The organism is Pedobacter sp. SG908 (genome assembly GCF_011759615.1).
Taxonomy (GTDB): Bacteria; Bacteroidota; Bacteroidia; order Sphingobacteriales; family Sphingobacteriaceae; genus Pedobacter; species Pedobacter riviphilus.
The window spans coordinates 1,152,783-1,176,354 of the sequence record NZ_JAAOYY010000001.1; the positions used below are offsets into that span (position 1 = coordinate 1,152,783).

Genomic DNA, 23,572 nt, shown 5'->3' on the forward strand with positions numbered 1-23,572 from the left:
TGAGGATACCCCCGTTTTCCATCATCCATTGTATATCTTATATCATTATTTTATTACTGCTTCAAATGGCATTCTGGCCTGAATGCCCGAACTTGCAATTACCTTTTTCATTTGTTGGTAAAGCATATAGTTCTCCCCAAGTTCTTGTTTGGTGTAATAGGTTTTAATTCTGTCGGTACCTTCATCCATTAACGATTTCCATGGGTCTATTACATCCGGATATTCTACCACCTTATAATTCTTTAATTTAGCTTTTTTAGCAGCCGCTTTAATCGCATCGTTAAAACTTCCGATTCTATCGGCCAGGCCGATTTGAACAGCATCTGTTCCAATCCAAACGTGACCGCCGCCAATACTATCGATATAAGCTTTGCTTTTCTTTCTGCCATCGGCCACACGGCTTACAAAGCCGCTGTAAATTCTGTTTAATTCATTCTGGATGATGAATTTTTCTCCTGCAGTCATAGGACGGTTAGTAGCCATTATATCAGCATATTTACCGGTTTTAATACCATCAAACGTAATACCCAGTTTATTGGTCATTAAATTTTGGAAATTCGGGATAATACCAAATACACCGATAGAACCGGTAATGGTATTCGGCTGCACAAAAATACTATCGGCAGCACAACCAATATAATAACCGCCTGATGCAGCCACATCGCCAAAGGATGCAATAACGGGTTTCTCTTTTTTGGTCAATACTATTTCTCTCCAGATTACGTCTGAAGCAAGTGCACTACCTCCAGGAGAGTTTACACGGAGTACAACCGCTTTAATATCGTCATCTAAGCGGGCCTTTCTGATCGCTCTGGAAATCCGTTCCGATCCAATCTGCTTATCAGAACCTTCGCCTCCGCTAATTTCTCCGTTGGCATAAATTATAGCAACTTTATCTTTTCCTTCGCCTGTATCGCTATTGTTTTTGGCATAGTCGTTAATGGAAACAGAACGGACATTCTCTCCTCTGGTTCTACCAGATAATCCTTTTAATTCCTCTAAAATCTGATCTTTGTACTTTAAAGCATCGATCATTTTAAAGTTTACGGCATCTTGCGGCTGCTGCACTTTGTAATTATCAGCAATATTATAAAGACTATCTTTTTGGATATTTCTGCTCTGCGCAATATCAGTTAAGAAAGTATTGTACAAACCGCCAACATAAGCGGTAACCTGTTTGCGATTGTAATCACTCATTTTATCTAAAATAAATGGCTCAACGGCACTTTTGTAGTTTCCTACCCTGATGACCTGCATTTCTACACCAACTTTTTCTAATGTTCCTTTAAAGAAAGTTAATTCAGAGCTAAATCCTTTAAATTCTAATGCACCTTCCGGATTTAAATATACTTTATCGGCTACAGAAGCTAAATAGTAAGCCCCTTGTGTATATACTTCGCTGTATGCAATAATTTTTTTATGAGATTTTTTAAAATCGATCAACGCATTCCTAACCTCGCGTAAGGTTGCAAAACCTGCATTCGGACTGCTCACACTCAGGTAAATACATTTAATATTATCATCTGTTTTGGCTTTTTGAACTGCTTTTAAGAAGTCGTTTAAGCCAATGCCATCTTTTTCTTCGCCCCCAACAATTGGCAGGTTTCCGAATGGATTTTTTGGTGTACGTTCTGTAATGGCCTGGTCTAAATTTAGAAATAATACCGAATTATTAGACACAACAACCGTTTTGTCGCTATCAACAGAAGATATTAAACCCACCACAATTACGAAGCAGATCACAAATACAATGACTATTGATAAGAAAAAGCCCAGCATAGAGGCAAATAAATACTTAAAGAATTCTCTCATTTAAATGTTTTAATTTTGTGTTGTAAAGATATAAAAATACATGATGCTTAATCAAGCTTTAGAGTACTGCACGGCTTATTTGTTACTGGGCGGAAATTTAGGTAATAGGGAGGCGAATTTGAAAAAAGCCATCGAGCTACTGAACAATAAAATTGGTAAGGTGATAGCCATCTCATCTCTTTACGAAACCGCTGCCTGGGGTAAAACCGATCAACCTGCATTTTTAAACCAGGCCGTGGCCCTGCAAACTAATTTAAGCGCTTTGGAAGTTTTAAATCTGGCATTAAGTATTGAGCAGGAACTGGGTAGGGTGAGGAAAGATAAATGGGGAGAACGCTTAATTGATATCGACCTTATCCTTTTTGGAGATCAAATCATCAATATTCCAGATAAGCTTCAGGTACCTCACCCGTATATGCAGAACAGAAAATTTGTGATGGAACCCCTGGCCGAGATTGCCCCTGAAGTTTTACACCCTGTACTGGGACAAACGATTTTGTCCATCTGTCGCAATATTGATGATCCACTTGAGGTTAAAAAGCTTTAATGTATCAAGTTTCTAATGTATGCGGAGGCGACCAAGGTCATGTGAACTTTTCTTGCTTATCAATGCTATTAAAGTTAAGTAATTATCATTGATTCAAATATAAGGTCGTCATTCCCGCGCAGGCGGGAATCTTAAAGCCTATTGCATTACGATTCCCAATCAAGTTGTTCCAAAGGAACTCCTTTGGAGGGAATGACGATTCCACGCAATATATTAATTCATTAAAATTCCTTGTCATTCATATTGATTTATTTGGGGTTGCTCCCTTAAAATGCAGAAAAGACAAAGCAATATACAGCACCAAAACAAAAGGGATTGCCGCAAATTTTAGAAAAGCAATTAGTATTGCCGATAGGATAAGGAAAATAAATTTGATTTTATTTTTTGCCCAGCTTAAATCGCTGAATTTTAAAGAGAATATTTTGATTTCGCTCACCAGTAAGAAGCTTGTAATTGCTGTAATGGCAATCAGCAAAATGCTGGAAGCAATAATCTGCGGATAATCGTTGGCAATAAAGGGCAACGAACAGATAAACAAGGTATTCATTGGTGTATTTAAGCCAATAAAATCTTCTGTCTGCCTTTCGTCATTGTTAAATTTGGCTAACCGCAAGGCGGAAAAAATAGTGATTAAAAAACCAAAATATGGCAGGTAATCTGATGAATAATCACTTCCTTTTAAAAGATGGAACATCATTACACCTGGTAAGAACCCAAAACTTACCATATCAGCCAAAGAATCCAGGTCTTTTCCTATTGCAGATTTAACATTTAATAAGCGGGCAACCATGCCATCAAAAAAATCGAAAATTCCGGATAAAATAACGAAATAAGCTGCGGTTTCTAAATTGCCTTTAAATGCAAAAACGATTCCGATACAACCAGATAAAAGGTTTGCACAGGTAATCGCATTAGGGATGTTTTTTTTTAGCATGGGGTTAGGCGCTAAACGCATGGGGTTTGAAACGCATTACTCCAAACCCCAAACGCTAAACTTATTTAGCTGTTCATCGAAATTAAGAACTCTTCGTTACTTTTTGTCCCTTTTATTTGAGATTGAACAAATTCCATCGCTTCCTGGCTATTCATATCAGCAAGGTGGTTACGTAATATCCATACGCGCTGTAATGTATCTCTGTCGTGCAATAAATCATCGCGACGGGTGCTTGATGCCGTAATATCGATAGCTGGGAAGATACGTTTGTTCGATAATTTACGATCCAACTGAAGCTCCATGTTACCGGTTCCTTTAAATTCTTCAAAGATCACCTCATCCATTTTAGAACCTGTATCGGTTAATGCAGTAGCCAAAATGGTTAATGAACCACCGTTTTCGATGTTGCGGGCCGCACCGAAGAAACGTTTTGGTTTGTGTAAAGCGTTGGCATCAACACCACCTGATAATATTTTACCTGATGCAGGTGCTGTAGTGTTATACGCTCTCGCCAAGCGTGTAATCGAATCTAAAAGGATTACTACATCATGTCCGCTTTCTACCAGGCGTTTCGATTTTTCTAAAACAATGTTGGCAATTTTAACATGACGTTCAGCTGGCTCATCGAAAGTTGAGGCAATTACCTCAGCTCTTACACTTCGGGCCATATCGGTAACCTCTTCAGGGCGCTCATCAATTAATAAGATAATTAAATAAACTTCAGGGTGGTTTTTAGCAATTGCATTAGCCACTTCTTTTAATAAATTGGTTTTACCAGTTTTAGGCTGTGCAACAATTAAACCACGCTGTCCTTTACCAATCGGTGTAAATAAATCCATAATACGGGTAGAATAATTGTTTGTATCCGTAAATAGGTTTAATCTTTCGGTTGGGAAAAGTGGCGTTAAATAATCAAAAGGAACACGGTCGCGAACCTCAGCAGGGATTCTGCCGTTAATGGTTTCTACCCGAACCAAGGGAAAATATTTTTCACCCTCTTTTGGCGGGCGGATGCTCCCTTTTACCGTATCGCCGGTTTTTAATCCAAAAAGTTTTATTTGAGACTGAGATACATAAATATCATCAGGAGAAGTTAAGTAGTTGTAATCTGCCGAACGCAAGAAACCATAACCATCAGGCATAATTTCTAAAACACCCTCATTTGTAATTACGTTATCGAAATCCAGGTTGGAGTAACTGTTTTCGTTTTTGTGATGATTGCCTCCGCCTGGTTGTTTTTGCTGGCGATTTTCGTCGCGCTGCGGTTTTTCCTGCTTTTCTTTAGGCTCTTGTTTTTGTTTTGGCGCTACCGGAAGTACTTCTGCACTTTCTTCTATTAAAGCTGAGATTGGTTTTACACTTTCTTCAGCTTCAACAATTCTGTCGGGTTGTCTTTCTGGCTGTTGTTGGTGCTGAGGTTCGTCAAATAATGTTACAGCATCTCTTCTCTTTTCAATTGCTGTTACAGGCTCCGCTTTTGTTAACCTCGCTCTTTTTTTAACAGGCTTATCAGCTGTAGTTGCATCGGGCTTATCGGCTACTACTGCAGATGCTGCTGCCGTAACTTTTGGGGCTTTTGCAGCTTTAGTTTTAGGCGCAGGAGTAGCTGCTATAGGTTCAATTTCGCTATAAGGATCTGCACCAGCTTTAGCGGCATTTATAATTTCTTGTTGGTGTAAAAGGACTTCAACAAGGTCGATTTTTCTTAGGGAGTCGGCACCTTCAATGCCATAGCTTTTTGCTAGCTCACGTAATTCTGTTGTGAGCTTATCATTTAATTCTGTTTTACTAAACATTCTAAATATATATGTTTCAAGAAATTTTTCATTTGTTTATAACGGATGTTTTCTGTTATAAATCTTGCACAGGCTTAAAAAATATTTGTGTTAGTGTAAGCCCGGCTTTTCATTACGTATAAATTCTTAAGGCTATAAAACATTAAATGAGTTCATTAGGGATAATGCTCAAATTGTTTCATAATTGTTTACAAGCTGAATAAAAAGCAATATCTGCTTTTAAAAAATGGTAACAAAAAACAAGTCTTGATAAATTTTTCTGGGATATTCAGATAAACGGTTGAGAAATTATGGTGCAATTGTATGTATTTGAAACGTAATCTGCAAGCAAAAGTTTAAAATGTTTATAAAAATAATTAATGTGCACATTATTTTATCGCTCAGAAAACTTAAAAATCTTCATATTTGCAGCAAATAAGCCCATATATGACCAAGCAGCAACTTTTCGAGCAGATACAAAAAAAACGTTCATTTTTATGTGTCGGATTAGATTCTTCGTTAGATAAGATACCAAAACATTTGTTAAAGTATGAAAATCCAATTCTGGAATTCAATAAACAGATTATCGATGCCACGAAAGATTTGTGTGTAGCTTATAAACCCAATACTGCTTTTTATGAGTGTTACGGCAAAAAAGGTTGGGAAACCTTAACCGAAACCTGGAAATATATTCCAGAAGATATTTTTTCTATTGCGGATGCTAAACGTGGCGACATTGGAAATACCTCTGCCATGTATGCCGAAACATTTTTTAATGCAGCATCGTCTGAGATGAGTTTCGATTCGGTTACCGTTGCACCTTATATGGGTAGCGATTCGGTAACACCATTTTTAACTTTTAAAGATAAATGGGTAATTCTATTGGCTTTAACCTCAAATATGGGGCATGCCGATTTTCAATTGCAGGAAGTTGGGGAAGACAGACTTTTCGAAAAAGTGATTAAAACCTCGCAAGCCTGGGCAACTGATGAGCAGATGATGTATGTGGTAGGTGCAACACGTGGCGCGGCATTTGGCGATGTACGTAAACTGGCACCAGATCACTTTCTTTTGGTACCAGGAGTTGGTGCACAAGGTGGAGATTTAGGTGAAGTGTGTAAATATGGATTAAATTCGCAATGTGGATTATTGATCAACTCTTCAAGAGGAATTATTTACGCTGGCCAGGGCGAAGACTTTGCCGAAAGGGCCAGGGAAGAGGCGTTAAAACTACAACAGGAAATGGAGCAGATTTTGGTTAAGGCAGAACTTGTGTAATTAATTTTATATTTTATTAGGCTAGCGAGCTCACCAGGGGTAATTTATTTCAGGGTGTTGTTAGCGATAGGATGCTGAGCCTGAAGATTCGGGACAGCATGATCATCGCCTTGGGAATATGTGTCCACACAGTAGGATAACTATCGGGATGTTAGACCTGATTTTAGTTGAGACAGAGATACAATGCTTTGGCCTTACTAAATGGCAATGCAAATGGCCTAAGTTGCATAATGAATAGGTTAATTGTAATTATCGAAATGCATGATGTACTAATATTTGATTAGGTTAATTGCTTTTTTTGCGTAAAAATCCTTATATTTAATTGTTTAGACCTGGCCTATGACGAACCCTTTTGATAATATGGACTTTAAGTCATTACTTGAGCATGTAAAAAAACTTTCAGCTGCCGAAAAAAAAGAACTGATGCAAGTATTAAATCAGGGCCAGCTTCCGGTGGTTAATGAAGAGCAGGTAGCTTATGTAAAGACACCCGCAACGTATACATCTTTTGATGCGAAGTGGAAGGAAAGTTTATCGGCTTCTGAATTTAAAGCAGCAGCCATTCAGCATATTAATACCTTGCCTTGGAAATAGTACGTTTCAGTCCCCTGGTTCTGATTTATCTTAACGAACTGGTTGATGTGCTTTTTTACGAAAACTATTTCAGTATCCGCGAAAGTGCTATAGATTACGTTATCAGATTGATTGATATTGCTGAAAGCAAAATCGTGAAGAAGCAATATTACATTGCTCCGAAAGCTATTTCTCATCATGGCAGATGGCTAATTCATTTTAATATTAGTCAAAAAACAACCTGGTACTTTGTATTCGAAAAAAGTGAAGATCGTAATTTGGTTACCTATGTTTTTAACAACTACTCCAAAGAAGCTCAAAATTTAAACTTATAAATTAGTTATAGCCAAATAAAATTCATTATCTTCAAGAATGAATTTTCCGGAAGATTTTCTTCATTATGTATGGCAGTTCAGGTCGTTCGATTTTAACGATCTGCAAACCACGCGTGGCGAAAACCTGAAAATCATAAACCCAGGCTTGCTCAACAAAAATGCTGGTCCCGATTTTTTTCATGCAAAAATGGAAATTGGCCATACTACCTGGGCGGGAAATGTAGAAATTCACTTAAAATCGTCTGATTGGTTAAAACACAACCACCAGGTTAACCCAGGATATGAAAATGTAATCTTGCATGTAGTTTATGAGCATGATGCTGAAATAACCAGGATGGATGGATCGGTTTTACCAGTTTTAGAATTGAAGAGCCGCATTTCTAATGATCTGATCAGAAAGTACGAAAATCTCTTTCTCACCTTAACCGATTTTCCTTGCATCGCTCAAATAGGAAGGGTAGATGGGTTAATTGTTGATTCTTTTTTATCAAGAACCTTGCTTGAACGTTTTGAGCAGAAAACAAATGCTGTTACAGAAACTTTAAACGAATTAAAGGGGAATTGGGATGAGACTTTCTACCGTTTTATAGCACGTAATTTCGGATTCAAAATAAATGCTCTGCCTTTTGAGCTGTTTGCCAAAGCAGTTCCGCAGCATATTTATGCCAGGCATAAAAACAATCCATATCAGATAGAAGCATTGGTTTTTGGTGCTGCAGGATTTTTAAATGATTATTTTGAAGAAGAATATCCCCAAAAGTTAAAAGCCGAATTTCAGTTTCTCCAAAAGAAATACAATATTACGCCCGTTGACGTTTCATTGTGGAAATTTATGCGCATGCGTCCTCAAAACTTTCCAACCATCCGTTTGGCACAATTTGCAGCATTAATTATAAAAGCCAATCATCTTTTTTCTAAAATTATGGAAATAAAGAATGTGGCTGAGCTGCGTGCGTTATTTGAAAATCTGCCAGTAAATGATTATTGGAGAACACATTATCATTTTAAAAAAGTAACCTCCTCGGTAAATATCCAGATCGGGAAAACATCTGTAGATAATGTGCTGTTAAATACCGTAGCCCTGTTTTTATTCGCTTATGGGAAACATACAGCAACACAATATTTTATCAGTAGGGCAATAAAACTGTTAGAAAGTTTGCCTCCTGAACAAAATGCAATTACTGATAAATTTACAGAAGCTGGGGTGAGGGTAGCGAACGCATTTGCCTCTCAGGGAATTTTACAGCTAAAAAAGCAATATTGCGATGAAAAAAAATGCCTATCTTGTGGTATTGGAATTAAAATTTTAAAACAGAACTAACCAGATACTGATTTCCAGTAAAACTTTCTACCCTATAATTCGTTTTTATATTATGGAATTTCCACACGAGCTAAAAGAACTATATCCTAATCAGATTATTGAGGTTAGGGGGAATGCCGATGCCTTAACTGTTATTTTAAATAAAGATGTAGATATCCATAAATTTAAGGTAGAACTGATCAAAAAATTTTCGGGACTGGAAGAACAACAAACACTTTTTATTAAACACGAAGATAAACAGGATTTCGAAAAATTGGTTTTAGAATAAATGAGTATGATTTGCGATTAAAATTTAACCAATTAAATTTGCTAAATTAGATGCTGAAATCAAATGACGGTTTTGGGTTTGGATAATTTTGTTTCGTGCTTGCGATTAAGATTTTTAAAATAAGCTTAAAATGTTACAGAAGATTATAACTTATTTTGAACAGCAGAGTTTTGGAGTTTCTACCTATTTGGCCAATAAGCTGAATATGAGTACCGCTAAAGTGCGCCTGTTTTTTATTTATTCGTCGTTTTTGGCGGTAGGTTTTCCAATATTATTTTATTTTTTGGCAGCTGTTGTGCTCGATATCAGGACGTATATGAAAAGAATGCGGTTACGGATATGGGAATAGTTCAGTTTTCAATTAGCAATATTCAGTTAACAGCTAAATCAACTGAAAATTGCAAACTACAAACTGAAAACTGTTTAGTAGGCAGTTAACAGTATCCGGTTTGCGGTTGATTAAACTGAGAACTGTGAACTACGGACTGATAACTGAATTAATCATCATCTCTTAAAATTTCTGCAATTTCGTTAAAGCCTTTTTCTGCGGCTAAGTCTGCTGGCAGTTTTCCGCCTTCCATGCGTAAAGAAACCTCTGCGCCATGTTCTAACAGTAAAATAATCAATTCGATATTTCCCAATTGTGCAGCAGTATGTAATGGGGCTAAACCTGCTTTCTGACAAACATTCGGGTATGCACCTGCATCTAACAGCATTTTAGTGATATTGAAATTATTAGCTGCCACTGCCGAGTGGATTGGAAATACATTAAAGCCATTTTTTGATGCCAGGTTAACATCGGCACCTTTTAAAACCAGAAAACGGGCTAATTCTTCATGTCCGAAATAACAGGCTAAACCAAGTGGTGTAAAGCCATCTTCAGAAAAATCGTTTATACTTTCGGGGTTTTGAAAAATCAATAAGGTAGCCGCATCGAATTTACCAACAGCACAGGCTTCAAATAAGGTTAAATTATCTACAAACTCAGCTATTAAGTCGGCTATTTCTTGCTTTTTGTAGTAACAAGCCAATAATAACGGCGAAATGTGATGAGAAGTATCCAGATTTGCCAATTTTGGATTTTCTACCAAAATTTCTTTTACTGCTTGTAAATTTCCAGCCTCAATTTGCTCTTCGAGTTGCGCTATGCCCATAATATTGTTTCAAAAATCGCTTTAAATTAACAAAAATTAAGAAATTGTAAACTTTAAAGCCTAAATATATTTAGTGTAAGGCAATCTACCAAGAACCTCAGAGGTCAAAAAACATGATGTCAAAAAAAATGAGCAACCGGTCGAAAATTGCCAACTGAAAGCTGTTAACTCATTTGGGCGTTACCCAATCCCGTGAAAAACGGGAAAGGGGCGGGCTTTGCAGGGCTGCGCTTCGCTCCGGTACCGATGAAAGATCGGTACTGAACCCTTACAATCCCTAACGCAAAGCCACTGTCTTCACAACCATTAGATTTAAGCCCTAAGAACTACATGCTCAGGTTAAATAAACCTGATAGAACGAAAAGCCCGGAACGAACCGCTCTGTCCGTAGCGTTAAGCATAGCGTCTCTATGGATATAAGAATAAAATTGAGTTTATAAACTCGATTAAAACGAGTCACAGACTCTTTTCTATTATTAATCCGTAGAGCCCTTCGGAACTCTACGGACAGACACGTTAAGCCCTAAGAACTACAGCCTCAGGTTAAATAAACCTGATAGAACGAAAAGCCCGGAACGAAGAATGAGTGAGGACTTGAAGTGATAGCGGGACGGTTATAACCGAAGTGCACAGAACCCTGCTTTTCAAAATAATAGGAGCTGAATCACCTAGTATTTTCCTGCTCTGTCCGTAGCGTTAAGCATAGCATCTCTATGGATATAAGAATAAAATTGAGTTTATAACTCGATTAAAACGAGTCACAGACTCTTTTCTATTATTAATCCGTAGAGCCCTTCGGAACTCTACGGACAGATATGGCTAAAAATGGTCGCTATGAATAGAAATTAATCAGGCTGAGGTTATGAGGTCTATAAACAAAAAAATCCCGTTTAACCTCTCCAGGCAAAACGGGATAAAACCTAAAACAAAATCCGTTTCATTTGACAAAACGTAACAACTTGTGTGTTGTTAAAATAATAGACAATAATTTCTGTTTAAGGTTTAATGCCTGATGAATATTTTTATTTAATTTAAGGCACATTAAAAAAATAAGATATAACGATATATTTCCTCGGGTTTAGTGCATTGTTTTGAAAAGAGGAGGCATAGTAGAAAGCATATAACAGCTGTGGTTACAATTTGTGATTATTTTTTTTGTAAGGCTTTCGTTAATGCTGCGCAGTTTTATCTAAGTTTGTTCAATATTAAATTATTATAGGATAGAAAATGTCGGTAAGGGGTAACCAGTTTAAAACCAATACATTCAGAGATAAAGGTGCAGAAAGTGCGCCCGGCAGGTCATCATCAGGCAGGCAGCCGAAAGAAAAAAGAGATTTTTTGCCAAGTTTCGACTTGGCAGATGGCCGTGCAGTTAAAATTGTAGGCCTGTTTTTTGTGATATTGTCATTATATTTTTTAATTGCTTTTACCTCGTATTTATTTACCTGGCAAGATGATCAGAGTTATGTAATCGATGCGAACGGCGGTTGGGGCAATCTTTTTAAAACAGCAGAAGAACTAAAAGAAGCAGGTGTTTCCATACCGGTAGTTCAAAACTGGTTAGGTAAGTTTGGTGCTTTGTTATCGCACCAGTTTATTTACGAATGGTTTGGCATTGCATCTTTTTTGTTCGTTTTGGCCTTTTTTATTATCGGCTACCGTTTATTGTTTAAAGTTAAAATCCTTTCTATCTCTAAAACATTAGGTTATAGCTTTTTCTTTTTACTGTTTATTTCGTTAACCTTAGGTTTTGCACATAGCTTTTGGTCAGAATCGCCACATTATTTAGAAGGTGAGTTTGGTTATTGGAGCAATAAATTATTAAGTGCCCAAATTGGCGCAGCTGGTGTTGCAGGATTAATTGCTTTTGCCGGATTAACCATTCTAATCATTGCCTATAATATCGATTTTAAATTTCCGGAACGTAAAGCGAAAGAAGTTTACCTCGATAACGAAACGCCAGATTACGTAAACGATATTAGAGCGCAGGCAGTAAAAAACAAAACTTTCGAAGAAGAACCATCAGCACCTATTGAATTTCCGGTGCACGATAAGCCTGTAGGTAACGAACGTAAACAACAAAACGTCGTATTGCAGCCAAGTCGTTATGAAGAAAAAGAAGAGGAAGAAACTGTAGCACCTGTGGTATTATCCCCATTGGCTGCTAATTTGCCACTGGCTACTGCTGCAGCTTCATCACTGCCTTTAGTAGTAGAACCGCCAATTGAAACCGAAAAGGAACCTGCTTTTACAATAGAAAAAACGGAAGAAGATAAAAAATCGGATGATCTGGTTGAACAGTTTGGTAATTATGATGAAAAACTAGATTTATCTGGTTATAAGTACCCAACAATAGACTTGCTCGAAAATTATGGCACCAATAAAATTTCGGTAAATGCCGAAGAATTGGAAGCCAATAAAAATAAAATTGTAGAAACGCTTAATCATTACAATATTGAAATTGATAAGATTAAGGCAACCATTGGCCCAACAGTTACCCTTTACGAAATTATTCCTGCTCCTGGCGTTAGGATTTCGAAAATTAAAAACCTGGAGGATGATATTGCACTTTCTTTAGCGGCCTTAGGTATCCGTATTATTGCACCAATGCCAGGTAAAGGTACAATTGGTATCGAGGTACCGAACCAACACCCTGAAATGGTGCCCATGCGGAGCATTCTAAATACCGAAAAATGGAGCCAAACCACTATGGATTTACCTATTGCATTAGGTAAAACCATTAGTAACGAAGTGTTTATTGCCGATTTGGCTAAAATGCCTCACTTATTGGTAGCAGGGGCAACCGGTCAGGGTAAATCGGTGGGTATTAATGCCATTCTGGTTTCGCTGTTGTTTAAAAAACACCCTGCACAACTGAAATTTGTACTGGTCGATCCGAAAAAAGTAGAGTTAACCTTATTCAATAGAATTGAAAGGCACTTTTTAGCTAAACTTCCGGGCGAGGCCGATGCCATTATTACCGATACCAAAAAAGTTGTAAATACGCTAAACTCACTTTGTATCGAAATGGATCAGCGTTACGATTTGTTGAAAGATGCGCAGGTTAGGAATTTAAAAGAATACAACGATAAATTTGTTAAACGCAAGCTTAATCCAAATAACGGGCACCGCTTTTTACCATTCATTGTTTTAGTGGTTGATGAGTTTGCCGATTTAATGATGACAGCAGGTAAAGAGGTAGAAGCACCAATTGCACGTTTGGCACAGTTAGCCCGGGCTATTGGTATTCACTTGGTTCTGGCCACACAGCGTCCATCTGTAAATATTATTACAGGTACCATTAAAGCCAACTTCCCGGCCAGGTTAGCCTTTAGGGTATTGTCGAAAATCGACTCAAGAACCATTTTGGATAGTGGTGGTGCCGATCAGTTAATTGGCCGCGGTGATATGCTTTTATCTACAGGTAGCGACTTAATCAGGCTACAGTGTGCTTTCGTTGATACACCTGAGGTAGACCGCATTTCTGAATACATTGGTAACCAACGCGGTTATGCTGATGCTTACCAACTGCCTGAATATATAGATGAAGCAGGAGAGGGCAGTAAGGCTGATTTTGACCCTAATGAACGCGATAAGTTCTTTGAAGATGCAGCCAGACTGATTGTGATGCATCAGCAGGGTTCTACATCCTTAATACAACGCAAACTAAAATTAGGCTACAACAGGGCTGGCCGCATTATCGATCAACTAGAGGCTGCGGGTATTGTTGGTCCGTTTGAAGGAAGTAAGGCGCGCGAAGTTTTGTACCCGGATGAATATTCTTTGGAACAGTTCTTGAATAGTATGGATGACAAGGACTAGATTAAACCATTTAACAATAATCTACTCTAACGTTTCAAAGGAAAAATTTAAAAAAGAAAAGATGAAGAAATTAATTTCGGCATTAATGGTTGTAGTTGCTTTTACAACTTCAACTTATGCTCAAACTGATGCGAAAGCTAAAGCCATTTTAGCGGAGGTGAGTAAAAAATACAAATCGTATAATGTAGTTAAAACAGATTTTACCTTCACTTTGGATAACCCAAAGGCAAAAGTAAAAGAAACCCAGCAAGGTACTTTGTATGTTAAAGCGAACTCTAATAAGTATAAAGTAGCCATGACTAACCAGGAATTGTTTAGTGATGGTAAAAGCCAATGGACTTATTTGAAAAAAGACAAAGAGGTGCAGGTAAGTAATGTAGATAACAGTGGCGATGCCATTAACCCTGCTAAAATTTTCACTGTTTATGAGAAAGGATTTAAATACGTTTATACCGGCGATGAAAAAGTAGCGGGTAAAACTTATCAAATGATCGATTTAACCCCTGTAGATGCTAAAAAATCGATTTTTAAAGTACGTTTAAGTATCGATAAAACAGCTAAACAAATTGCAAACGTGGTGTTGTTCGATAAAAATGGAAACAAATACACTTACAATGTGAAAACTTTTTCGCCAAATGTAAATGTACCGGAAACTACCTTTGCTTTCGATGCCAAAAAATATCCTGGTGTAGAAGTGGTAGATTTAAGATAATTGTTATTACCGCCAAGGCGGGATGAAACCTGAAAGGTTCAGTTGGAAACAGCTGAACCTTTTTTTGTGTGCAAAAAAAAATCAGCGGATCATTATATGAGTAATACTTGTGTTTTGACTGTTTGTGTTTACAAATGTTTTCCGGGAACGTTTGCACACAAAAACATGTTTTTAATGGCTATTGTGTCTTTTTGTGATTAATTTCATGTCAATATCATAACCAAATATAAAATCTAAAACATGAAAAAGAACTCAAGTATCCTTGTGCTAGGGATGGCCATTGCGCTTCTAAATAGCAAAAATGAAATCGAATTCAGTTCAGAAAGCAGTAACGGTCTATCAACGGTTTCTGCAAACACATCAGCAGCCTCTGTAGCAAGGGTTAGTACTACGGTAAGTACCGAGGCTGCACTAAAAGCAGCCATAGCCAATGCACAGGCTGGAGACATTATCACGATTAGTGGGACAATTAATCTAACCAGTACACTTCAACTGTTAAAAAGTGGGACAGCCAGCTCAAAAATTAACTTTACAGGTGGTGTTTTAAACTGCTCGGGCATTCCGGCCGGAAACTGGGGTGTAAAAGTGAATGGCAGTTATTGGAACATTACCAATATGACCATTAAAAATGCACCCGATTGTGGTATTGTGTTCCAAACTGGAGGTTATAATTATGTTTATAATGTAACTACCTCTGGTAATCAAGATTCAGGTTTGCAGATTTACAACGGATCGCACCACAACAACATCAGTTATTGTACCTCATTTGATAATTATGATGTAGCCAATGGGGGCGAAAATGCAGATGGTTTTGCCTGTAAACTTTCGGCAGGGGTAAGCAATCAGTTTGACCATTGCAACGCATATCATAACTCAGATGACGGATGGGATCTTTACGGGCAACCCTATACTGTTACGATTACCAATTGCACTGCCACCAATAACGGGTATGGAGCCAATGGCGATGGTAATGGATTTAAGTTGGGTAGTGCAGGGCAAAATGTACCGCATACAGTTACTAACTGTACTTCAAGTAATAATAAAGGGAGCGGTTATGATGGTAACGGAAATACCGGTCACATTACCACTACAGGCAGTGGCGGAACAGGTAATGTTAATGCTCTTTTTTACAGGATTTACTAGTACAGGATTTTTAATTTAAACAAGTAATAGAGGTACTAATACAAAAGGTTCAGTTGGAAACAGCTGAACCTTTTTTTTGTTTGATAACAATCTTAGCTATTTATCAACTAAGATGTGCTAAGGTAACTTAGGTGGTGAAAAGCTAGGATGGATAAAATGCCTTAATCACCTAAGTTTTACTGTGTATAGTCCTAAGGCGGTCGTCATGCTGTTCCGAAAATTCGGGATCAGCATCTTTCCAGCTATTAATTGGTCCTGATTACTTAAAAAGCAGTACTCTGCGTACAAATATTATTTTTTTGCTCCTATGCCGCAGGGCATCAAACTTTTGAGGCATCAAAAGTATGCAAAAATGCTTTGTCAATCCAACAATGAGCCCTTTTGCACATTCCCATGCACATCAAAAAAACAGCGACACTTCATTTTGTGTTCAATTCTCTTCAAAGCTTTAATTCATTGCTTATGAACACAAAATCACTGCGCTTCAGGTTTGCTAGTGCAAATTTGCCCGGACTGCACCTGTTTTTTTGATTTCCCGGCTCTTGGGATTGACGACGTTCTTTTGTAAAACCTGTGGTTTATTAACGTAAGCTAGCAAAGCGTCTAACCCAGGTGCAATAAATAGGAGCGAACATGATTCCCGAAACCGATAGGATTGCTAACAGCACTCTGATTTTCTACATGTTTTAGAAATGAACATAGTGGTTGATAAATTTTTCATCATGTGTTTATGAATGCTGCGCAGATTTATCTAAGTTTGTTTCCAATGTCATTGCCACTAACAAACCATACTTTAGAGAAATTAGAAGCCCTGCTTTTTGCTATGGGTTATAAGGTTCGTTACGAGAAAGGGAACTTTAAAACAGGTTCTTGCCTGCTCGAGCACAATAAAGTTGTTGTAGTCAATAAATTTTCAAATCTGGAAGGAAAAATTGCTGCATTGGTAACTTTGGTTAAGCAAACCAATACAGATGAAAACCTGTTAGAAGAAAAACAGCGCCAATTCTACCTATCCTTACAGCAAACCGAATTATTTTAATGAAGATACAACTCCAGTATTACAATTATAGAAAGGAAAGTTTAAGCAGATGAAGGTTACTTTTTTAGGTACTGGTACATCACAAGGCGTTCCTGTAATTGCTTGTAATTGCGAAGTTTGTTTATCTGCTGATAAAAGAGATAACCGCTTACGGACATCAATATTAATTGAAACAGCTGATAAAACTATCGTGGTAGATAGCGGGCCTGATTTCCGTTACCAGCTTTTACGCGAAAAGGTAAAAGACCTGGATGCGGTGTTGTTTACACACGAACACAAAGACCACATTGCAGGCTTAGATGATATCAGGCCGTTTAATTACCTGCTGCATAAGGTAATTGACGTTTATGCAACAGACAGGGTTCAAACGGCATTGAAAAGAGAATTTTATTACATTTTTGCTGAAACCAAATACCATGGTTTGCCACAGATTAATCTGCACACCGTAACCAATGGCGAAGATTTTAAAATTGGTGAAAGTACCATTATTCCGTTTGAAGTGATGCACCATTTATTGCCTATCACAGGGTACAGGATTGGCGATTTTACTTATATTACCGATGCCAAAACGATATCAGAACAAAGTTTCGAAAAAATAATGGGAACAAAAATACTGGTAATTAATGCTTTGCAGAAAGAACCACATATTTCTCATTTTACTTTAAGCGAGGCCATTGCCTTTGCGCAAAAGGTTGGAGCAGAAACCACTTATCTTACACACATCAGCCATAATCTGGGTAAACATGCCGATGTAGAAAGAGATTTACCATCGAACATCAGGTTGGCTTACGATGGGCTTAGTTTAGAATGTTAGCGTTATTTAACGTCAAAGTTTCATTTGTTTGTGATCAAAAAACAAAACTGCCGCAATATGTACTCGCAGATATTCCCATTCTGTCGTCTGCAATGAAAGCTATCCAGGTGTGAAATGTTCTTCCTTTATAAAAGGAAGGAATTTCCAGGCTTTCCCTTTCTTTAAACCGCCTGGCACCACCTGTTTCATAGATAGCCGTTTTGTTGTCCACATCATAAACCATTAACATTACCTGGTCATGTTTCCTGTTGTAATCGCCGTTAGCATTATCCGTCCAGCTGAAATGTACACCCGCATCGTCGTGTTCCAGCTTAACCCCCTCCGCACCGGTGAGGTTTCCAAAGCTTAAACGCACAGCCGCATAGTCGATTTCGCCTGTGGCATTTTGGGCATTCAGCATGTTATAGGATTTTGCGACATTATGGGCAGTCATCATGCGTTTTTTCGACTCCAGGTTAAAACCAATCCGGATAAAACCAACAATAGGGCTTAAGAAGGTCTGCATCATGGTAAAACGGGATCTACAGGTCTTCTGATCAGCACTCCCTATTTTGTTTTTTATCGATTTTCTGCGCTTGCTCCTGATCACCAGGTAATAACCGGTCACGGCACCCACCGTCCCGGTGAAACCGCCGTTAATTCCATTTTCTATTTTTCCCATGATTGCATTAGTTGATGTAATACAATATAGTAAATTGCTGATTAATAAACCAATAAGTTGTATTTTATTCTGATTTACGTCGGCTTTTATTCGGATTTAATTGTCATAAATCCGACGAAACCCCGTCTTAAGTGCGACAAAAGTCCGTCTAAATGATTACACTGTTATGTCAGTATTCAATATTGGAATAAGTTTACAATTTGCCCGATACTGGAAAAGATTTACCATGTTAAGATTTGCTTTCCGGAATATTAGTTCAAAAAAATATTTTATGAATGTTGCAGCGCACTAGGGTTAATTTATATATTTGCAAACTTCAAACCCAGGTGGCGGAATTGGTAGACGCACCAGCTTGAGGGGCTGGCGCCCGTATGGGTGTGGGAGTTCGAATCTCCTCTTGGGTACAAAGAGTTTGGTTTTTACCAAACTCTTTTGTTTTTTATAACTATGGCAACCATGTGGGGATTCGTCCCAATAGCCTTCTCTTTGAATAACCCAAAGTTGAACTATTTCAATATTGAGTTATTACTCTTGCTGATTTCAATACTAAATAGTTAATCATATTTTATTTGCGTGACGTGAGTAGCTAAAATATAACAACTTCACTAAAACAAGGGAAAAACAACCATTGCCAGAATCCCGAAACCAGCGCATGCAAGTTATTCTTTATTTATGCAGTCAGTCATTTCATTAATTTCTTTGCGTATCTCAGGATAATCTCTATTTTTATGCACATTTCAAACGCCACTCAAATGAAATTTTCGCTCCTTCTACTGCTAGGCATGTTATTGTTTTGCCACGGCTATTCCCAAACAGGGTCTTTTGATACTGCTTTTGGTGATGCTGGTACAGTTAAACTAAAACTTGGGTACCCCAATTTTTCCGTAGGGGCAGTCGCAGTTCAGTCTGATGGAAAAGTACTTGTTGCCGGTGGGGCTTTTAACGCTACTGACGATTTCTATGTGACGAGGTTCTTGGCAAATGGTACGGTGGATAAAAATTTTGGTGAAAGTGGAGTAGTCTATGCGGATATGCCTGGATCAGATAAGGCAGTAAAAATCATTGTACTTGCGGATGACCGTTTTTTAGTAGCTGGCCAATCCTACCAAACCGGCATCAGCCGTTCTTATGTAATAAGATACACAAACGAAGGAAAGCGGGATAACACTTATGGCCAAAATGGCACTGTTTACATCGATGCAGAGTTTAAAGATATGGTGCTTTTGCCCGACGGAAAGCTAATCGTCGCCCATGGAGGCAGCCAAAATCTGATGTGTTTTTCGGCTGATGGGATCAGGGACAATAAATATACTACTGCTATTAATCCATCGGATGCTTCCTTCCGCACTAGCGCACTATCGCTAAGCAGCAAAGGCAATATTCTGGCCACAGGTTATTATGGATGGTCTTTAGATCAGCAATTTTTGGCTTGCTTAAACCCTGATGGAACGCTGGATAAAAGCTTCGGGGAAAAGGGCGTAACACTATTTTCAGGGCTTGGTACCTCAAAATTTATGAAAGTAAACCTGGTCCAAAGCAAGGATGGTAACATAGGGATACTCTTCGACGATGGAAGCAATCAACAGCGCAGTTATTTTAAGTTCAGTGCCAGTGGAAAAATTTATAATATAGGGATCAATGGCTTGCTAAAAGTACCTATAGACAAGACCAGGTTTTACGGCTTTAGATGTGTTTTTGATCAAGATGGAGCAATTTATATTGCCGGAACGGCAAGAAATGAACAGCAGGTTAATCAGTTCGCTGTCCTCAAATTTGATAGCGACGGTAAACCTGTTCCAACATTCGGGGATGCCGGACAAAGTACTACTTTGTTCAGTGCTTCGCGGCACGAAGCAGAAATACCTTTTGTGCGGCCAGACGGAAGTATAGTGGTGGCAGGGTTTGACTATGCCGAAGGAAGGTATCAAGCCGCAGTCGGCCTGTTTTCGACCGATGGACAGCAGGTAGCAAATTTTGCTGCAGGTACCAATTCCTCTATTGCCGTTGGTACGGGTAAATCCAGAAATGGTTTGGGAAAAGGAATTATCGTTGCTCCCGACGGATCGATGCATGTTGCGGGCCTGGTGAGAAACGGGGAGGGGATCAGCCTTGTAGTCGCCAAATTAAAAGCGGATGGCAAGCTTGACGAGAGTTTTGGTGAGGGAGGTCGTGTACATGGTTCCCTAGAGCAAAACCATGAAACGCTATACGATTTTTACTTATCTATCGACGGTACCCAGCTTCAAATGGCCAAAGACGGATCAGGTAATATCTACGTGATTACCACGGAACTGGATTATTTCCGGGGTAAGATTGGCCCAACACTTTTTAAGTTTACATCCGATGGTAAAGTTGACATGGCTTTTGGCGGTCGTGGAAAACTGCATATTCCTTTGAGTGACAATTCCCGGGAGGGCTTTCCCCTTGGTTTAGCTTTTCAAAAGAGTGGCCAGCTGATTATTGGACTTTCAGAACGCGTAGGTGATATCGGTAACCATTTGCTTCAGTTAAGAAGGGTTAACACCAATGGCACATTTGACAAGAGTTTTGGCTCCGATGGTGTTTTGATCGACCCCCAGTTCCATGGGCGGGAAGGTGAGCGTAGTAAGGCCTGCAGGCTCGTGATCGATAAACAAGACAGGATTGTTATGGCAGGAAGTTATGGCCTCTATGGATTTAATAACTTTGCCATCGTACGGTATACTGCTGGTGGCGAGCTGGACAAAAGTTTTAATGGCGGGATGGTAACACCCCAATGGCCAGGTACTTCCGTTATCGGACATGCGATTGCTATCCAGGAGGATGGTAAGATCGTGGCAGCAGGCTCCAACTCCCCCAATTCACCGATCAAATTGGTCAGATATCTGCCCACAGGTGCATTAGATCTCGACTTTGGTGAGGATGGACTGGTCAATAATGTAACTGTTGCAGGGGATGTAAGCAGATTAGCGTTACAAAGTGATGGTAAAATCCTGTATCATACTGGCAGATATAGCGACGATATTGCACTGGATCACGGATATATGCAGGTTGGAAGGTTAAATCCAGATGGATCGATTGATCAAACCTTTGGCAACAAGGGGAGTGTTTCGGTTTCACGGGCTACAGTTATGCAGGATAAAAATGGCGATATGGGCATTGCGGCGGATGGACGAATATTTCTGGTTGGTTCAACTGAACTCCAGCCAGATTATGGTATACACCAGGATATGGTTGTTTACGGCCTGCAAAACAAGATGGAGGTGTTTAAACCAGAACTGCTTAGCTTCGATCCGCTCATTGCAGGAAACGGTGCCAGCATAACTGTTGATGGTGTCGGATTGAAAGGAGTGACCAAAGTATCAGTTGGCGGTACCCCTGTAAAATCATTTGTTGTCAAATCCAGCAGTCGGATGGTGCTTACACTAGGGGATGGTGCAACGGGTGATATCACAGCAGAAATAGGTACACAGAAAATCAGTATCCCGGGTTTTACCTATGTTCCTAGGCCTGTAATTACACCGGATGTTTCGCTCGGCCTGATCAAAGGTAACAGCGTTCTACTACAGACTCCGTCATATCCAGGTTTTACTTACACCTGGTATAGGTATATAGATGTTGTCCAATCAGGAAGTTCACCTACTTACAGAACCTCCCAGCCTGGCTCCTATACGGTAAGGATCACCAAAGATGGTTTCACGGATACCTCACTTCCCGCATTTGTAACTGTGGAGTTCGCGCTACCCGCAGATAATTTCACCATAAGCGCAACATCTGCCAGTTGCAGGGGAATCAATGATGGTTCTATCTCATTGACTGCAAAAAACAGCATGAATTATACCGCGATACTTACCCTGGCGGGCATAAAAACCGAAAAAGTCTTTACCGATAAGGTATCCTTTGACCAGCTGGCTGCAGGCACATATGAACTCTGCCTGCAGGTTTCTGGAGAGAAAGACTTTAAGCAATGCTTTACGCTGGTGGTCACTGAGCCGGAAAAGCTATCTGTATTTAGTATGTTAAGCGAAAACACGGGCAAACTACACCTTCAGCTTACCGGTGCAGACAGATATTATATCGAACTCAATGGAAAACTTTTTACCACAAACGCAAACGAGTTTGAACTTCAAATGGAAAGTGGGGCCAATAAGGTTATAGTCAGTTCTGATAAAAACTGTCAGGGTATCTGGGAGCGTGAAATTATTAACTCAAATACCCTTATGGCCTATCCAAACCCAGTTGAGGATATACTTTACTTAAACCTGGGAAATACGGGCACGGAGAAAAAAATCTTTATTTACAATACCATGGGACAATGCATCTATCAGGATAAAGTTACCCAAACCGTAACCAGCCAAATCAATATGAGGGATATCGTGCCTGGGATATATCTGCTTAGGATCAAAACCGAAAAGGACGAAAAAACATTTAAGATCGTAAAAAAATAAATGGGAAAAATAGCTAATTCAATCTTAACCAGTCTGTTGGTCTGCGGGCTATGGTGCGGTTGCAAAAAGAAGACTGAAGATCCGCCAAAGGAAACTTTTGGTAAGCCTGTTTTGGTATTCCCGAAGCAAGACGAGGTTTGCACAACGGGACAAGTTATTTCACTAACACAATCCACAGTAAGTTTCGGGTGGAACGTGGTACCAAAAGCGGAAATTTACACCCTTTACTGGAAAGATCTGCTCCAGGGAACTACACAGGAAAAAAACGTATCAGTAAACCAAACCACTATATCGCTGGGGCGTGGAATTCCTTACTCCTGGTGGGTTGTTGCCAAAACAAACGCCGGTGCAGAAACCACTCAAAGTGAAACCTGGAAATTTTATAATTCAGGCCCCGGTTTTAAATCCTATGCGCCGTTTCCGGCAGATGCAATTGCCCCGATTTATGGAAAGGTATTTGTCCAGGATACTAAATCAGTGAACCTTTCATGGAAGGGTGCTGACGTTGATGACACAGACTTAAAATACGACCTTTATTTTGGAACAACAACTTCACCTGCCATTCTTCGCTCAGGGATAAAAGAAACAGCGGTTGCAGACATACCAACTCCGGTTAATGGAACCTACTACTGGCGGGTAGTTACCAAAGATAATGCAGGTAACAGCTCTACATCAACCTTGTTCTATTTTAAAATAGGTATATATTAAAGGCAATGCAGACAATCATTTCAAGTATCGTTAATTATATCGAATTTAGTTAGCAGCATAGTAAAACTAGAGAGACTGTGCTGTTAAACAATTCAAGCAAAATGAAAATTATGCTTAAAAGCTCAATCCTGTCTATTTGGTAATGTTGCATTAATATTTGGTAAGCATCCTATTCGCAGTCTGTTATAGAATGTTGTGTCTCAATTGAAGTAATCAATAGTTCGATGAAATTTGTTTCTGATTTTAAAA

General features: G+C 38.9%; 19 protein-coding genes and 1 tRNA gene. 15 read left to right on the forward strand and 5 right to left on the reverse strand.

What is annotated here, in order from left to right:
- Nucleotides 1-45: 45 nt before the first annotated feature.
- Complete coding sequence (sppA, locus tag FHT21_RS04895) at nt 46-1,812, reverse strand: signal peptide peptidase SppA (protein WP_167293627.1); 1,767 nt, start codon at nt 1,810-1,812, stop codon at nt 46-48.
- Nucleotides 1,813-1,852: 40 nt separating this feature from the next.
- On the opposite strand from sppA, the gene folK reads away from it, so the two are divergent.
- Nucleotides 1,853-2,359 carry a 2-amino-4-hydroxy-6-hydroxymethyldihydropteridine diphosphokinase gene (gene folK, locus FHT21_RS04900; protein ID WP_167293628.1) on the forward strand — a complete coding sequence of 169 codons (507 nt, stop codon included), beginning with the start codon at nt 1,853-1,855 and terminating at the stop codon, nt 2,357-2,359.
- Between the two features lie 238 nt (nt 2,360-2,597).
- On the opposite strand, the gene pssA is transcribed toward folK, so the two are convergent.
- Together pssA and rho are read right to left on the reverse strand one after the other, a co-directional pair.
- Complete coding sequence (gene pssA / locus FHT21_RS04905) at nt 2,598-3,293, reverse strand: CDP-diacylglycerol--serine O-phosphatidyltransferase (protein ID WP_167293629.1); 696 nt, start codon at nt 3,291-3,293, stop codon at nt 2,598-2,600.
- Nucleotides 3,294-3,358: 65 nt separating this feature from the next.
- A complete protein-coding gene (gene rho, locus FHT21_RS04910) occupies nt 3,359-5,089 on the reverse strand; it encodes a transcription termination factor Rho (protein ID WP_167293630.1) in 1,731 nt (576 codons plus the stop codon).
- A gap of 426 nt (nt 5,090-5,515) precedes the next feature.
- Between rho and pyrF the strand changes: the two genes are divergently transcribed.
- From pyrF to FHT21_RS04940, 6 genes are all read left to right on the forward strand, one after another.
- Entirely contained in the window at nt 5,516-6,346 is an 831-nt protein-coding gene (gene pyrF / locus FHT21_RS04915) for an orotidine-5'-phosphate decarboxylase (protein ID WP_167293631.1), read from the forward strand.
- Nucleotides 6,347-6,685: 339 nt separating this feature from the next.
- Nucleotides 6,686-6,940: a hypothetical protein gene (locus tag FHT21_RS04920; RefSeq protein WP_167293632.1), complete on the forward strand. Its 255-nt coding sequence runs from the start codon at nt 6,686-6,688 to the stop codon at nt 6,938-6,940.
- Nucleotides 6,931-7,254, forward strand: a complete 324-nt coding sequence (locus FHT21_RS04925; protein WP_167293633.1) for a hypothetical protein — start codon at nt 6,931-6,933, stop codon at nt 7,252-7,254. Before FHT21_RS04920 ends, FHT21_RS04925 begins: the two co-directional genes overlap by 10 nt.
- A gap of 37 nt (nt 7,255-7,291) precedes the next feature.
- Nucleotides 7,292-8,575: a DUF2851 family protein gene (locus tag FHT21_RS04930; protein WP_167293634.1), complete on the forward strand. Its 1,284-nt coding sequence runs from the start codon at nt 7,292-7,294 to the stop codon at nt 8,573-8,575.
- A 52-nt stretch (nt 8,576-8,627) separates the two neighbouring features.
- Entirely contained in the window at nt 8,628-8,843 is a 216-nt protein-coding gene (locus FHT21_RS04935) for a hypothetical protein (protein WP_167293635.1), read from the forward strand.
- 130 nt (nt 8,844-8,973) lie between these two features.
- Nucleotides 8,974-9,192 carry a PspC family transcriptional regulator gene (locus tag FHT21_RS04940; RefSeq protein ID WP_167293636.1) on the forward strand — a complete coding sequence of 73 codons (219 nt, stop codon included), beginning with the start codon at nt 8,974-8,976 and terminating at the stop codon, nt 9,190-9,192.
- A 148-nt stretch (nt 9,193-9,340) separates the two neighbouring features.
- Here the strand turns inward: FHT21_RS04940 and FHT21_RS04945 are convergent, their stop codons facing one another.
- Complete coding sequence (locus tag FHT21_RS04945) at nt 9,341-9,997, reverse strand: ankyrin repeat domain-containing protein (RefSeq protein ID WP_167293637.1); 657 nt, start codon at nt 9,995-9,997, stop codon at nt 9,341-9,343.
- A 1,227-nt stretch (nt 9,998-11,224) separates the two neighbouring features.
- On the opposite strand from FHT21_RS04945, the gene FHT21_RS04950 reads away from it, so the two are divergent.
- From FHT21_RS04950 to FHT21_RS04970, 5 genes are all read left to right on the forward strand, one after another.
- Nucleotides 11,225-13,819 carry a DNA translocase FtsK gene (locus FHT21_RS04950; protein WP_167293638.1) on the forward strand — a complete coding sequence of 865 codons (2,595 nt, stop codon included), beginning with the start codon at nt 11,225-11,227 and terminating at the stop codon, nt 13,817-13,819.
- A gap of 61 nt (nt 13,820-13,880) precedes the next feature.
- Nucleotides 13,881-14,531: an outer membrane lipoprotein carrier protein LolA gene (locus tag FHT21_RS04955; protein WP_167293639.1), complete on the forward strand. Its 651-nt coding sequence runs from the start codon at nt 13,881-13,883 to the stop codon at nt 14,529-14,531.
- Nucleotides 14,532-14,771: 240 nt separating this feature from the next.
- Nucleotides 14,772-15,674, forward strand: coding sequence for a right-handed parallel beta-helix repeat-containing protein (locus FHT21_RS04960; protein WP_243853861.1), 903 nt, complete (start codon nt 14,772-14,774; stop codon nt 15,672-15,674).
- A 766-nt stretch (nt 15,675-16,440) separates the two neighbouring features.
- A complete protein-coding gene (locus tag FHT21_RS04965) occupies nt 16,441-16,713 on the forward strand; it encodes a hypothetical protein (protein WP_167293640.1) in 273 nt (90 codons plus the stop codon).
- Nucleotides 16,714-16,762: 49 nt separating this feature from the next.
- On the forward strand, nt 16,763-17,527 hold the full coding sequence (locus FHT21_RS04970) for an MBL fold metallo-hydrolase (protein WP_167293641.1): 765 nt from the start codon (nt 16,763-16,765) through the stop codon (nt 17,525-17,527).
- A gap of 34 nt (nt 17,528-17,561) precedes the next feature.
- On the opposite strand, the gene FHT21_RS04975 is transcribed toward FHT21_RS04970, so the two are convergent.
- Nucleotides 17,562-18,188 carry a DUF6266 family protein gene (locus tag FHT21_RS04975; RefSeq protein ID WP_167293642.1) on the reverse strand — a complete coding sequence of 209 codons (627 nt, stop codon included), beginning with the start codon at nt 18,186-18,188 and terminating at the stop codon, nt 17,562-17,564.
- 320 nt (nt 18,189-18,508) lie between these two features.
- Here FHT21_RS04975 and FHT21_RS04980 point away from each other — a divergent pair.
- The 3 genes from FHT21_RS04980 to FHT21_RS04990 all read left to right on the forward strand — a co-directional run bounded on the left by FHT21_RS04980 (nt 18,509) and on the right by FHT21_RS04990 (nt 23,323).
- Nucleotides 18,509-18,592: transfer RNA gene (locus FHT21_RS04980), tRNA-Leu, on the forward strand.
- A 348-nt stretch (nt 18,593-18,940) separates the two neighbouring features.
- Nucleotides 18,941-22,615: a T9SS type A sorting domain-containing protein gene (locus FHT21_RS04985; RefSeq protein ID WP_167293643.1), complete on the forward strand. Its 3,675-nt coding sequence runs from the start codon at nt 18,941-18,943 to the stop codon at nt 22,613-22,615.
- Nucleotides 22,616-23,323 carry a hypothetical protein gene (locus FHT21_RS04990; RefSeq protein ID WP_167293644.1) on the forward strand — a complete coding sequence of 236 codons (708 nt, stop codon included), beginning with the start codon at nt 22,616-22,618 and terminating at the stop codon, nt 23,321-23,323. It begins immediately after the preceding gene.
- Nucleotides 23,324-23,572 lie beyond the last annotated feature (249 nt).